The sequence below is a fragment of the Enterobacter cloacae complex sp. GYL001 genome, assembly GCF_049237125.1.
In the GTDB taxonomy this organism is placed as follows: domain Bacteria; phylum Pseudomonadota; class Gammaproteobacteria; order Enterobacterales; family Enterobacteriaceae; genus Enterobacter; species Enterobacter hormaechei_C.
Window position 1 is genome coordinate 1 of record NZ_JBMKGW010000018.1, and the last position, 14165, is coordinate 14165.

Consider the following 14165-nt stretch of genomic DNA (forward strand, 5'->3'; position numbering starts at 1 on the left):
TGAGACTTGGTATTCATTTAGTGTCCGAAGACATTAAGAATCCATGTCACTTTGAGTGCCCACACAGATTGTCTGATAAATTGTTAAAGAGCAGTGCCGCTTCGTTTTCGCTGCGACGCGGGGTGTGCATATTACGCTTTCCCGCTTCAGAGTCAAGCGTTTGTTTTGCTTTTCTCTGCTGACCCGGCGGCTTGCGTGCCGTTGTTCCGTGTCAGTGGAGGCGCATTATAGGGAGTTCTTCTGAAGTGACAAGCACTAAATACAAAAAAAATTTCGTTCGCTCACTTTTCAAACTCAACGCTTATTTATCCCGCGCATCGTCCGTTAAACGCGCAATTTCACGGGCAAAACTGGCGACCTGGGCCCAGTCGGTATAAACCACTTCTTTACGCGTATCCGTTTCCCCGCCCGTCATTTTCATGATCAGGCGGATCATAAAGCGGTCATACCAGCGGTAACGCGGGTAACGCAGCGCGCCAGCAAAGACAGAACAGATATCGGGCTGCCATGGCGAACTTAGCAAAAACTTGCGCGTATAGCTGTTGGTCTGCGGCGTACGCTTCTCCGCTTTACGGGCAACCAGGTTGACCGAGTAAAACGCGCTAGGCAGTTGAGCGAGCTCCGCCGTATGCTTTTTCACAAAGCGATCCAGCGCCGGATGGAAATGGCCGTAACGAATTGAAGCGCCAATGACCACGCGGTCGTAATCCTGCCAGGCAATCTGCTCTGTGCGATTCAGGTTCACCACATCAGAATAAATGCCCAGCTCTTTGAGTTCAGAAGCCAGATATGAAGCAATCTCACGCGTTTGTCCGTCACGCGTTGAGAAAAGAATTAACGTTTTCACCAATGTCTCCTTACTCACGCCAGAATGTTGGGGTAAACAGCACCAGCAGCGTAAAGACCTCAAGACGCCCAAACAGCATATTGGCGATTAAGATCCACTTCGCCACCGGGTTCATACTGGCGAAGTTATCCGCCACGACGCCCAGCCCCGGCCCCAGGTTATTTAACGTTGCCACCACAGAGGCGAAGGCAGAGAAATCATCCACGCCCGTGGCGATAATCGCCAGCATACTGACAATAAAGACCAGTGCATAAGCGGAGAAGAATCCCCACACCGCTTCGAGGATGCGCTCCGGCAGCGCGCGGTTCCCCAGCTTAATACTGTAAACCGCATTCGGGTGGACCAGACGTTTCAACTCACGGTTCCCCTGCTTGAACAGCAGCAGAATGCGGATCACCTTCAGACCGCCGCCCGTTGACCCGGCGCAACCGCCGATAAACGCAGAGCACAACAGCAGCACCGGCAGGAACAGTGGCCAACGCGCAATACTGTCCGTGGTGAAACCAGCGGTTGTCGCCATTGATACCACCTGGAAGAAGGCCTGGTTCAGGGTCGTGACCGCCGAGTTATAAACATCGTGGAACCACAGTACCAGGGTACAGATAACCACCAGGGTCAGCTGGACGCCAATAAACATCCGGAATTCCGGGTCGCGCCAGTACACCTTCAGGCTCCGTCCGCTAAGCAACGAGAAGTGTAGACCGTAGTTACAGCCTGAGATCAGCAAAAAGATGGCAATGATGGTATTGATTGTCGGGCTGTCGAAGTAGCCGACGCTGGCATCGTGGGTGGAGAACCCGCCGATAGCAATAGTCGCAAAGCTATGCCCAATGGCATCAAACGCAGGCATCCCGGCAAACCACAGCGCCAGCGCGCAGGCCACCGTCAGCAGGACATAGATAAGCCACAGGGTTTTCGCCGTCTCCGCAATACGCGGGCGCATCTTGTTATCTTTCAGCGGGCCGGGCATCTCCGCCCGGTAAAGCTGCATCCCCCCGACGCCCAGAATGGGCAGGATAGCCACCGCCAGGACGATGATCCCCATACCGCCGAACCACTGGAGCATCTGCCGGTAAAAGAGAATCGCATGCGGGAGCGAATCCAGCCCCACAAGCGTGGTGGCGCCGGTGGTCGTTAATCCGGAGAACGATTCAAAAAACGCATCCGTGACGGTGAGATTCGGTTGTTCGGAGAAGATAAACGGCAGCGCACCCACGCTTCCCAGTACCGTCCAGAACAGGACCACAATCAGAAACCCCTCCCGGGATTTCAGTTCACCTTTCTCACGGCGGTTTGGCCACCACAGCAGGGAGCCAATCGTCAGCGCGACAAAAAAGGTTTGCGTAAATGCACGCCCCGCGCCGTCCCGGTAGATGAGCGCCACCAGTCCGGGAATGATCATTGTCCCGGAGAAAAGTATGACCAGCAATCCAACGATTCGGGTAATGGCACGAAAATGCATCTCTGCCGCTTCCTTAGGTATTCAAAATTGTGAGGTGGGGATTATTCTTCAATCGGCAGTAATTGCAATGAACCGCGACTAAAATCAGCGAGTTTTGCTGAAAAAGCAGCCAGTTCCGCCTGAGGAAGCGCCACGCGTAATTGCACCATTGCCTGATAATCACTGTGTGCGATGACACCGTTAAACTGTTTAAGCAGTGCTTCGATACCCGAGAGCTGGGCGTAATCGCATAACAAAGTATATTCCGTAAGTGGCGTTTTGCGGGTTGTTATCAGCAGATTAAGCGCTTGCTGGACACCACCTCCGTAGGCTTTAACCAGCCCTCCGGTGCCTAACAAAATGCCCCCGTAGTAGCGGACAACAACGGCGGTGATTTCACCCACGCCGCTGCCCATTAACTGGGATAGCATCGGTTTTCCGGCCGTACCCGCCGGTTCACCGTCGTCAGAAAACCCGAGCTGCTGTGAGTCGTCTGGCGGCCCTGCGACCCACGCCACACAGTGATGGCGGGCATCGGGGTGCTGCGCGCGGACGGACTCGACGAACGCCTTCGCCGCCTCCACGCCGTCGGTATGCGCCAGCAGCGTGATAAAGCGGCTTTTCTTGATTTCCTCAACAAAGGTGACCGGCTCGGCCGGTATCAGCCAGCTTTCCATCAGGCCAGCTTCAGATCTCGCGTCATGTTCTCAATGCTGTTCTCGTGAATAACCACGTTATCCTCGATACGAATGCCGCCATACGGCTTCAGCGCTTCAATTTTCTCCCAGTTGAAGTGCTTGCTGAATTGCCCTTCGCGCCACGGCGCCAGCAGGGATTCAATAAAGTAGATGCCCGGCTCGATGGTCAATACCATACGCGGCGCCAGAACGCGGGTGCAGCGCAGATAAGGATATTTAGACGGTGCCGCCAGGTGCGTACCGGTATCATCCTGCATAAAGCCCGCGACGTCATGAACCTGCAAACCCAGCGGGTGACCGATACCATGCGGCATAAATGGCCCGGTCAGATCGTTCTCAACCATCGCCTCTTCGCTCATGTCTTTGACAATCTGATGCTTACGCAGCAGTTTAGCGATGCGCTGATGGAACTGGATGTGATAATCCACGTAGCTGGTTCCGGCCTTCATGGTGCCAATCAGCGCCAGCTGTTCGTCGTTCACGTCTTTGATCAATTGCGCAAAATCGGTGTCCGCATTCGCCGCCCAGGTACGGGTCAGGTCTGCCGCATAACCATTGTACTCAGCCCCCGCGTCCAGCAGGAAGCTGCGCATCTCAGCCGGAACCTGATGATCCAGTTTGGTGTAGTGCAGAACCGAGGCATGTTCATTCAGCGCCACGATGTTGCTGTACGGCACGTCGGTATCGCGGTGGCCGGTCGCCGTCAGGTAGGCCTGATTAATATCGAACTCGCTCATACCGGACTGGAACGCTTCGTGCGCCGCACGGTGGCCATTCACCGCCGTTTTTTGCGCTTCACGCATGCAGTAAAGTTCGTAGTCGGTCTTGTAGGCGCGATAGTAGTGCAGATAATCCAGCACGCCTTTCGGGTTGAGTTTATCTGCCGGAATATCCAGACCCAGCGCACGCTCAGGAACCGGACCAATGTAGCCGATGTTGCCGCGCGCCGCTGGCAGCTGGCTGCCAATACCGTCTGCTTTTGGCAGCGCAATCACGTCAATTTCTTCGGTCCAGAATGAGGTCGGCAGCGGCTCCACGTTGTGCCAGTAATCGACCGGCAGGTAGAACCACAGTTTCGGCTTGTTCACGCCATCCACCAGCAGCCAGCAATTTGGAACCTGCGTGACAGGCACCCAGGCTTTAAACTGCGGGTTAACCTTGAAGGGATAAGCATGGTCATCAAGAAAAGTATTCATCAGCTCGCCGGAGTGGATCAGCAGGGCATCCAGCTTGAAGCGGGTCAGTACATCGCGGGTACGTTCCTGTAGGGTAACGATATGATTTTTATAAAGCGAAGCCAGTGAGTCCATCATTCTTCCTTTCGTTTTTTTGACCTCAAGTCATCGCATCTTAGCACACCTCACTCCGGCTGCGTGATTTCCACCGACCGTGATCAGCGCAGCAATTTCTTAATGACTAATTTGCATTTTATTAACATAAATTCCACACTCCGTCTCATCTGGTATGACCAGATCCAATTGCTGGATTCAGGAGACCGACATGCTCTACAAAGGCGACACCCTGTACGTAGACTGGCTGGAAGATGGCATTGCCGAACTGGTGTTCGATGCCCCCGGCTCAGTGAACAAGCTTGATACCGCGACGGTGGCCAGTCTTGGCCAGGCGCTGGATGTACTTGAAAAGCAATCAGATTTGAAAGGGCTGCTGCTGCGCTCCAACAAAGCGGCCTTTATCGTTGGCGCGGATATCACCGAATTCCTGTCGCTGTTCCTGGTGCCCGAAGAACAGCTGAGCCAGTGGCTGCACTTTGCCAACAGCGTTTTTAATCGTCTGGAAGATCTGCCTGTCCCGACCCTTTCCGCCGTTAACGGCTACGCGCTGGGCGGTGGCTGCGAGTGCGTGCTGGCGACCGACTACCGTCTGGCGACGCCGGACCTGCGCATCGGCCTGCCGGAAACCAAGCTGGGCATCATGCCGGGCTTTGGCGGTTCCGTGCGTATGCCGCGCATGCTGGGTGCCGACAGCGCGCTGGAGATCATTGCCGCGGGTAAAGATGTCGGCGCAGAACAGGCGCAGAAAATCGGCCTGGTGGACGGCGTGGTTAAGCCTGAAAAACTGATTGAGGGTGCTATCGCCATTCTGCGTCAGGCGATTAACGGCGATCTCGACTGGAAAGCCAAACGTCAGCCAAAGCTGGAGCCATTAAAGCTCAGCAAAATTGAAGCCACCATGAGCTTCACCATCGCCAAAGGCATGGTGATGCAGACGGCGGGTAAACACTACCCGGCGCCGATCACGGCGGTGAAAACCATTGAAGCGGCAGCCCGTCTGGGCCGTGATGACGCTCTGAAGCTTGAAAACCAGAGCTTTGTCCCGCTGGCGCACACCAACGAAGCCCGCGCGCTGGTTGGTATCTTCCTTAACGATCAGTTCGTGAAAGGCAAAGCCAAACAACTCACCAAAAACGTTGAAACGCCAAAACACGCGGCGGTACTCGGCGCGGGCATTATGGGGGGCGGCATCGCCTATCAGTCTGCCTGGAAAGGCGTGCCGGTGGTGATGAAGGACATCAACGAGAAATCCCTGACGCTGGGCATGACCGAAGCGGCCAAGCTGCTGAATAAACAGCTTGAGCGCGGCAAAATTGATGGTCTGAAGCTTGCAGGCGTGATCTCCACCATCCAGCCAGTGCTGGAATACAGCGGTTTCGACCGTGTGGACGTGGTGGTTGAAGCGGTCGTCGAGAACCCGAAAGTGAAAAAAGCGGTGCTGGCCGAAACCGAAGACAAGGTGCGTCCGGAAACCGTGCTGGCCTCTAACACCTCCACCATTCCTATCAGCGAACTGGCGAGCGTGCTGAAGCGTCCGGAAAACTTCTGCGGGATGCACTTCTTTAACCCGGTGCACCGCATGCCGCTGGTCGAAGTGATCCGAGGGGAAAAAACCTCCGACGAAACCATCGCCAAAGTGGTGGCGTGGGCGAGCAAGATGGGCAAAACGCCGATCGTGGTTAACGACTGCCCGGGCTTCTTCGTTAACCGCGTGCTGTTCCCGTACTTCGCCGGTTTCAGCCAACTGCTGCGCGACGGCGCAGACTTCCGCAAAATCGACAAAGTGATGGAAAAACAGTTCGGCTGGCCGATGGGCCCGGCGTATCTGCTGGACGTTGTCGGCATCGACACTGCCCATCACGCGCAGGCGGTGATGGCGGCGGGCTTCCCGCAGCGCATGCAGAAAGATTATCGCGACGCCATTGACGCACTGTTTGACGCCAACCGCTTCGGTCAGAAAAACGGCCTGGGCTTCTGGCGCTATAAAGAAGACAGCAAAGGCAAACCGAAGAAAGAAGAAGATCCGGCGGTGGATGGCCTGCTGGCCGATGTAAGCCAGCCGAAACGCGACTTCACCGACGATGAGATCATCGCCCGGATGATGATCCCGATGGTCAACGAAGTGGTGCGCTGCCTCGAAGAAGGCATTATCGCCAGCCCGGCAGAAGCGGATATGGCGCTGGTGTACGGCCTCGGCTTCCCTCCGTTCCACGGAGGCGCGTTCCGCTGGCTGGATACGCTCGGCAGCGCCCGCTATCTCGATATGGCTCAGCAGTACCAGCACCTCGGCCCGCTTTATGAGGTGCCGGAAGGGCTGCGTAACAAAGCGCGCCATAACGAACCCTACTACCCAGCAGTTGAGCCAGCCCGTCCGGTTGGCGAACTGAAAACGGCTTAAGGAGTCACAATGGAAAAGGTTGTCATTGTTGATGCGATTCGCACCCCGATGGGCCGTTCAAAAGGCGGTGCGTTCCGTAACGTGCGCGCGGAAGACCTCTCCGCGCATCTGATGCGTAGCCTGCTGGCGCGTAACCCGGCGCTGGACCCAGCAGCGCTGGACGATATCTACTGGGGCTGCGTGCAGCAGACGCTGGAGCAGGGCTTCAACATTGCCCGTAACGCGTCCCTGCTGGCGGAGATCCCGCATTCGGTTCCGGCCGTCACCGTCAACCGTCTTTGCGGTTCGTCGATGCAGGCGCTGCACGACGCGGCGCGGATGATCATGACCGGCGATGCGCAGGCCTGTCTGGTGGGCGGCGTGGAGCACATGGGCCACGTGCCGATGAGCCACGGGGTCGATTTCCATCCTGGCATGAGCCGCAACGTGGCGAAAGCCGCCGGTATGATGGGCCTGACCGCCGAGATGCTCTCCCGTCTGCACGGCATCAGCCGTGAGATGCAGGATGCGTTTGCCGCACGCTCGCATGCCCGCGCCTGGGCCGCCACGCAGTCTGGTGCCTTTAAGAATGAGATCATCCCAACCGGCGGTCACGACGCAGACGGCGTACTGAAGCAGTTCAGCTACGACGAAGTTATCCGCCCGGAAACCACGGTCGAAGCGCTTTCTACCCTGCGTCCGGCGTTTGATCCGGTCACCGGTACGGTAACGGCGGGCACCTCGTCTGCCCTGTCCGACGGTGCCGCCGCGATGCTGGTAATGAGCGAAAGCCGCGCCCGCGAATTAGGCCTGACGCCACGCGCCCGCGTGCGTTCGATGGCGGTCGTGGGCTGCGATCCTTCCATCATGGGCTACGGCCCGGTTCCGGCATCAAAACTGGCGCTGAAAAAAGCGGGGCTGAGCGCAAGTGATATCGACCTCTTTGAGATGAACGAAGCGTTCGCCGCGCAGATCCTGCCGTGCATTAAAGATCTGGGGCTGATAGATCAGATCGACGAGAAGATTAACCTCAACGGCGGCGCGATCGCCCTCGGTCACCCGCTGGGCTGTTCCGGGGCGCGTATCAGTACCACGCTGATTAACCTGATGGAACGCAAAGATGCCCAGTTCGGACTGGCAACGATGTGTATTGGGTTGGGTCAGGGTATCGCGACGGTGTTTGAGAGGGTGTAAATAAGGAAAAGTATCTCAAAGTAACGTAGGCCCGATAAGCATCGCGCCATCGGGCTTTTGCCGGGAGGCGCTACGCTTTCCCGGCCTACGAAGAGAAAAAGTTTAGTTGCCGTTCTTCCCGCCTGTCAGGGGCGGGTTTTTTACGTTATTGCAGCAGCGAAATATCCGCCACGCGCAGGAACAGCTCACGCAGTTTCTCAAGCATCGAGAGACGGTTAATCCGCAGCTCTTTATCTTCCACGTTCACCATCACCTTCTCGAAGAAGGCGTCGATGACGTCACGCAGCTCCGCCAGCTCCACCAGCGCTTCCTGGTAGCGACCTTCCGCGAAGTACGGCTCCAGCTTGTCGCGCAGCACCACCACCTGCATCGCCAGAGAAATCTCTTCCGGCTCTTTCAGGGTTGCAGCGTTGACGCGCTCGTTCAGCGTCTCGTCGGATTTCGCGAGGATGTTGGATACGCGCTTGTTGGCCGCGGCCAGCGCAGACGCCGCTTCCAGCGTACGGAAGTGGGATACCGCTTTCATACGCGCATCGAAATCTGCCGGACGGGTCGGACGACGCGCCAGCACCGCCTGAATGGTATCAACGGAGTAACCTTCGTCCTGATACCACGCGCGGAAACGACCGAGCATAAAGTCGATAACATCATCCACAACCTTCGCGTTGGTCAGCTTATCGCCGTACAGACGTACCGCTTCTTCGGTCAGCGTTTGCAGATCGAGGTTAAGGTTCTTCTCTACGATGATTCGCAGCACGCCCAGCGCAGCACGACGCAGCGCGAACGGGTCTTTATCGCCTTTCGGATGCTGACCGATACCGAAGATACCCGCCAGGGTGTCCATCTTATCGGCAATCGCCACGGCGCAGGCAACCGGGTTAGACGGCAGATCGTCACCGGCAAAGCGCGGCTGATACTGCTCGTTCAGGGCTACCGCCACGTCTTCCGCTTCGCCATCGTGACGCGCGTAGTGCATGCCCATCACGCCCTGGGTGTCGGTAAATTCGAACACCATGTTGGTCATCAGGTCGCACTTGGAGAGCAGGCCCGCGCGGGTAGCGTGGTTAACGTCGGCGCCAATTTCACGGGCAATCCAGCCGGACAGCTCCGCGATACGGTCGGTCTTGTCGCGTAGCGTACCCAGCTGCTGCTGGAACAGTACGGTTTGCAGACGCGGCAGGTTGTCTTCCAGACGTTTTTTACGGTCGGTATTGAAGAAGAACTCGGCATCCGCCAGACGCGGACGCACCACTTTCTCGTTACCGGAGATAATCTGGCTCGGATCTTTCGATTCGATGTTCGCCACGAAGATGAAGTTTGGCAGCAGCTTGCCGTCGTTGGCGTAAACCGGGAAGTACTTCTGGTCACCCTTCATGGTGTAAACCAGCGCTTCTGCCGGAACGGCCAGGAATTTCTCTTCGAATTTCGCGGTCAGTACAACCGGCCATTCGACCAGCGAAGTCACCTCTTCCAGCAGGCTGTCGCTCAGATCGGCATTACCGCCAATTTTGCGCGCCGCGTCTTCTGCGTCCGCTTTGATTTTGGCTTTACGCTGTTCGTAGTCAGCAATGACCTTACCGCGCTCCAGCAGGATCTGCGGGTACTGGTCAGCATTGTCGATAGTGAACTCCGGCTCGCCCATAAAGCGATGGCCGCGGATCACGCGATCGGACGCCACGCCCAGAATGGTCGCCGGGATAACGGTATCGCCCAGCAGCAGGGTGACGGTGTGAACCGGACGCACAAAGTGTACGTCGGACGCGCCCCAGCGCATCAGCTTAGGAATCGGCAATTTTGCCAGCGAGGTCGCGATCATGTCAGGCAGCAGCGCTTCGGCGCTTTCGCCTTTCACATGGGCACGGTACAGCAGCCATTCACCTTTGTCGGTGGTCAGACGCTCAGCCTGATCAACGGTGATGCCGCAGCCGCGCGCCCAGCCTTCTGCCGCTTTGCTCGGCTTGCCTTCCGCGTCGAACGCCTGAGCAATGGCCGGGCCACGTTTTTCAACTTCGCGATCCGGCTGGGACGCCGCCAGGTTTGCCACTTTCAGCGCCAGACGACGCGGCGCAGCAAACCACTCAATTTTACCGTGCGCCAGGCCAGCGTTATCCAGCTCAGCAGTGACGTTCGCAGCGAAAGATTCAGCCAGGCTGCGCAGGGCTTTTGGTGGCAGCTCTTCAGTGCCGATTTCCACCAGGAAAGTTTTCTCAGACATGGCCGCCTCTTATTTGTTTCGGTTGCACATCGGGAAGCCAAGGGCTTCACGGGACGCGTAGTAAGCTTCTGCAACGGCTTTGGTCAGGGTACGAATACGCAGAATGTAGCGCTGACGTTCAGTCACGGAGATCGCTTTGCGGGCATCCAGCAGGTTGAAGCTGTGGGCAGCCTTCAGAATACGCTCATAGGCAGGCAGCGGCAGCGGAGTCTCCAGCGCCAGCAGCTGCTGGGCTTCTTTCTCGTACTGCTCGAAGCAGGTGAACAGGAAGTCCACGTCCGCGTATTCGAAGTTATAGGTGGATTGCTCCACTTCGTTCTGATGGAACACGTCGCCGTAGGTGGTTTTACCCAGCGGGCCGTCGCTCCAGACCAGGTCGTAAACGCTGTCTACGCCCTGAATGTACATGGCCAGACGTTCCAGACCATAGGTGATTTCGCCGGTAATCGGTTTACATTCCAGACCGCCAACCTGCTGGAAGTAAGTGAACTGGGTCACTTCCATGCCGTTCAGCCACACTTCCCAACCCAGACCCCAGGCACCCAGCGTTGGGTTTTCCCAGTTATCTTCCACGAAACGAATGTCGTGAATGGTTGGATCCATACCCAGCTCTTTCAGTGACCCGAGGTACAGTTCCTGAATGTTGTCGGGTGATGGCTTAATCACCACCTGGAACTGATAGTAGTGCTGCAAACGGTTCGGGTTTTCGCCGTAACGGCCATCGGTCGGACGACGGGATGGCTGCACATAGGCGGTCGCCATTGGCTCTGGCCCTAACGCGCGCAGGCTGGTCATCGGGTGTGAGGTGCCTGCGCCAACTTCCATGTCCAAAGGTTGAACAATGGTGCAGCCCTGACGAGCCCAGTAATCCTGTAAGGTCAGGATCAGGCCCTGGAAGGTCTTGGTATCAAACTTTTGCATAGTATTTCGTGCTGGATACGTGTGGTTTTAAATGGAAGGGATCAGTATACCCGCTGGCTGCAAGATATACAGTACGAAACGGGGTTGTTTAGGGAAAATTGGGGAATAAGCCCTACAGCCAGAACCTGCGAAGGCTCTGGTTGCTGCTTATACGAGCAATTTAACGCATTGAGAGATGTAAAAACTGGCCGTCTGCATCAAAAGAGCAGACAAAGCCCTCTTTACGCGCCGTATAGCCTTTCAGTTCATAGCTGCCCTGAAAGCGCTCGAAGCCGTTTATATGAATTTTCTGTGCTTCGGAATTATAGCGGTGAGCCGCCTGATCCCTGCACAGCTGTTCCATATTCAGAGAACGCTCCGGGCTCATTTTCCCCTGCTGCGCTTTTTGGACAGGTATCTCCTCAGAAGCACTGCATCCTGTTAATAAGAGCAGCAGAAAGAGTGACACCCCACGCTTCATCATCATTTTTATTACCGCCCTGGTCAGTGGCTGTTATTTTTAGTAGCAACACGTTTATAGATTAAAGTCCGTCATTCTGCGAATCTCGCCAGCTCCCTACAAGTTAGCCTGGCTAAACTCAGAATTTTCCAAGGGAAAAGTTTTACACAATCGCAGTCACACTTTTTTTATCAGGAATACAGAGGAACTGATGCAGTCAAAAATTAACTGGATTGATAACCTGCGGGGAATAGCCTGTCTGATGGTGGTGATGATCCACACAACGACCTGGTATGTCACGAACGCGCACAGTATCAGCCCTGTTAACTGGGATGTCGCCAATATTCTGAACTCGGCCTCCCGCGTGAGCGTCCCGCTGTTCTTTATGATTTCCGGTTTTCTCTTTTTTGGCGAGCGTAGCGCGCAGCCAAGACATTTCATCCGTATTGTCTCCTGTCTGCTGTTTTACAGCGCCTTTTCGCTGCTCTATATCATCCTGTTCACTTCAATTAACGCTGAACGTTCCCTGCTCAATTTGTTGCAAAAACCGGTGTTCTATCATCTGTGGTTTTTCTTCGCGATAATCGTTATCTATCTGGTGTCACCGTTAATTCAGGTAAAAAACGTCAGCGGTAAAATGCTGCTGGCCTTGATGGTAATAATCGGGATCGTGGCCAACCCGAATACCGTTTCACAGAAAATTGATGGCTTTGAATGGCTGCCCGTTAACCTTTATATCACCGGGGATACGTTTTATTACGTGCTGTACGGCATGCTGGGGCGCGCCATTGGCATGATGGAGACGCAAAAGCGAGGAATAAACTGGCTATGCGCGGCCGCGTTTCTCGTCGGTGTGTTTATTATCTCTCGCGGGACGCTGCATGAGCTGCAATGGCGCGGCAACTTTGCCGATACCTGGTATCTCTACTGCGGGCCGATGGTCTTTATCTGCGCGATCTCTCTGCTGACGCTGGTTAAAAACACCCTGAATGCCCGCCCGCTTCCGGTGCTGGGGTTTATCTCTCGCCACTCGCTGGGCATTTACGGTTTTCACGCGCTGGTGATCCACGCCCTGCGCACCCGCGGCGTTGAGCTTAAAAGCTGGCCGGTGCTGGATATTGTCTGGATATTTACCGTTACGCTGGTTGTCAGCCTGCTGCTGTCAATGTTGCTGCAAAGAATCGATACGCGCAGGTTTGTAAGCTAACCCGGTTGAAGGCTGGTAGGCCGGGTAAGCGTTAGCGCCACCCGGCTCCTGTTTATAACATTAGCGGCAAAAGCTGCTGATAGATTTTGCGGAACACGTCTCGTCTTTCAGCATAGCGAGCATGATTTTTCGCATCAGGACGATGCTGCCGTTCAAGCGGCAGCTGGGGCAAAAGCTGGTGCAGTGGTTTATCCGGGTTCAGCGCAATTTGCGCCAGCCGTGCCGCACCGAGCGCCGGGCCGACATCGCCTCCCGTACGATAGTCCAGCTGCAACCCGCTGATATCGGAAAGCATTTGCCGCCAGTAGCTGCTTCGTGCACCGCCGCCAATTAACGTAATGCTGGATGGCGTCAGTCCACAGTCATGCACGACATCCATTCCGTCCGCCAGAGCATAGCCAACGCCTTCAAGCACCGCGCGCGCAAGCTCTGCCGGGCCGTGCTGATGGGTAAGACCGAAGAACACCCCTTTCGCTTCCGGGTTGTTATGCGGCGTCCGCTCGCCGGAAAGGTACGGTAAAAACCAAACCGCACCGGCATTATCATCTGCCTGCTGTGCCGCTGTGATAAGCGCCGGGACGTCCGCCATTCCGGTTAGCTTTGCCGCCCAGTCGAGGCAGGAAGCCGCGCTCAGCATCACCGACATCAAATGCCATTTACCCGGCAACGCGTGGCAGAAGCTGTGTACGGCGCTTCCAGGGTTGCTACGATACCCGTCACTGACGGCAAAATAGACGCCGGAGGTACCGAGTGAGAGCATGGCCTGCCCTGCCTCGACCATCCCCACGCCGACCGCACCCGCCGCATTATCGCCGCCGCCGGCAACGACAGGTACGGCTGGCATGTTCCAGCGTTCAGCAACAGAAGGCTGTAAAGCCCCCGTGATTTCACTGCCTTCAAACAGCGCAGGCATATGGTCGCGCGTCAGCTGGCAGGCATCCAGCATCGCCTCGCTCCAGTCCCGTTTCGCCACGTCGAGCCACATCGTGCCCGCGGCGTCAGACATGTCGCTGGCAAAATCCCCTGTCATGCGAAAACGCAGGTAGTCTTTCGGCAACAGAACCTTCGCCACCTGACGAAAAATCTCAGGCTCATGGCGCTGCACCCACAGGAGTTTTGGCGCGGTAAAACCGGGCATCATCAGGTTGCCCGTAATTTCACGGGATGCAGGCACACGCTCCTCAAGGATCGCGCACTCTTCCGCACAGCGGCCATCGTTCCAGAGAATAGCCGGGCGCAGAACGCGATGCTGACTATCCAGCAACGTTGCGCCATGCATTTGCCCGGCAATGCCCAGCGCTTTCACGTCGCGCAGGCTGTGCTGCTCGCCTAAGGCTTTCATCGCACGCTCCGTCGCCTGCCACCACTGCTCCGGATCTTGTTCCGACCAAAGCGGATACGGACGTGAAACCTGCAACTTTTCAGTGTGCGTGGCTAATACATCGCCCTGCTCGCTTAACAGGATGGCTTTCACCCCCGACGTGCCAAGATCGATCCCGATATACATGTGGTGGCTCCTTTGACGAAAATGCCC

Annotated in this window: 11 protein-coding genes; 3 read left to right on the top strand and 8 right to left on the bottom strand. The window is 56.2% G+C overall.

The genetic code is table 11. The features are described from left to right. Positions 1–301: 301 nt before the first annotated feature. Genes hemG through pepQ form a run of 4 tightly spaced genes read right to left on the bottom strand, consistent with a single transcriptional unit; the run spans position 302 to position 4296 of the window. Positions 302–847, bottom strand: a complete 546-nt coding sequence (hemG, locus tag ACOTWU_RS21565) for a menaquinone-dependent protoporphyrinogen IX dehydrogenase (protein WP_252049386.1) — start codon at positions 845–847, stop codon at positions 302–304. A gap of 10 nt (positions 848–857) precedes the next feature. After that, entirely contained in the window at positions 858–2309 is a 1452-nt protein-coding gene (trkH, locus tag ACOTWU_RS21570) for a Trk system potassium transporter TrkH (RefSeq protein WP_006808591.1), read from the bottom strand. A 41-nt stretch (positions 2310–2350) separates the two neighbouring features. After that, positions 2351–2965: an IMPACT family protein gene (locus tag ACOTWU_RS21575; RefSeq protein WP_015572737.1), complete on the bottom strand. Its 615-nt coding sequence runs from the start codon at positions 2963–2965 to the stop codon at positions 2351–2353. Then, a complete protein-coding gene (gene pepQ, locus ACOTWU_RS21580; protein WP_045616116.1) occupies positions 2965–4296 on the bottom strand; it encodes a Xaa-Pro dipeptidase in 1332 nt (443 codons plus the stop codon). Before pepQ ends, ACOTWU_RS21575 begins: the two co-directional genes overlap by 1 nt. Positions 4297–4486: 190 nt before the next feature. Here pepQ and fadB point away from each other — a divergent pair, with 190 nt between their 5' ends. Together fadB and fadA are read left to right on the top strand one after the other, a co-directional pair. Continuing rightward, positions 4487–6676 carry a fatty acid oxidation complex subunit alpha FadB gene (gene fadB / locus ACOTWU_RS21585; RefSeq protein WP_023295588.1) on the top strand — a complete coding sequence of 730 codons (2190 nt, stop codon included), beginning with the start codon at positions 4487–4489 and terminating at the stop codon, positions 6674–6676. Between the two features lie 9 nt (positions 6677–6685). Then, entirely contained in the window at positions 6686–7849 is a 1164-nt protein-coding gene (gene fadA, locus ACOTWU_RS21590) for an acetyl-CoA C-acyltransferase FadA (RefSeq protein WP_023295589.1), read from the top strand. A 145-nt stretch (positions 7850–7994) separates the two neighbouring features. Here fadA and glyS read toward each other — a convergent pair whose 3' ends face one another. The 3 genes from glyS to ACOTWU_RS21605 form a co-directional block, all read right to left on the bottom strand. Continuing rightward, entirely contained in the window at positions 7995–10064 is a 2070-nt protein-coding gene (glyS, locus tag ACOTWU_RS21595; RefSeq protein ID WP_006808596.1) for a glycine--tRNA ligase subunit beta, read from the bottom strand. A 9-nt stretch (positions 10065–10073) separates the two neighbouring features. Further along, a complete protein-coding gene (gene glyQ / locus ACOTWU_RS21600; RefSeq protein WP_003860141.1) occupies positions 10074–10985 on the bottom strand; it encodes a glycine--tRNA ligase subunit alpha in 912 nt (303 codons plus the stop codon). Between the two features lie 160 nt (positions 10986–11145). Further along, positions 11146–11451, bottom strand: coding sequence for a YsaB family lipoprotein (locus ACOTWU_RS21605; protein ID WP_017693801.1), 306 nt, complete (start codon positions 11449–11451; stop codon positions 11146–11148). Between the two features lie 184 nt (positions 11452–11635). Between ACOTWU_RS21605 and ACOTWU_RS21610 the strand changes: the two genes are divergently transcribed. Next, positions 11636–12631: an acyltransferase gene (locus ACOTWU_RS21610; protein WP_015572742.1), complete on the top strand. Its 996-nt coding sequence runs from the start codon at positions 11636–11638 to the stop codon at positions 12629–12631. Between the two features lie 52 nt (positions 12632–12683). Here the strand turns inward: ACOTWU_RS21610 and xylB are convergent, their stop codons facing one another. Next, positions 12684–14138: a xylulokinase gene (gene xylB, locus ACOTWU_RS21615; RefSeq protein ID WP_126499277.1), complete on the bottom strand. Its 1455-nt coding sequence runs from the start codon at positions 14136–14138 to the stop codon at positions 12684–12686. Positions 14139–14165: the final 27 nt, after the last annotated feature.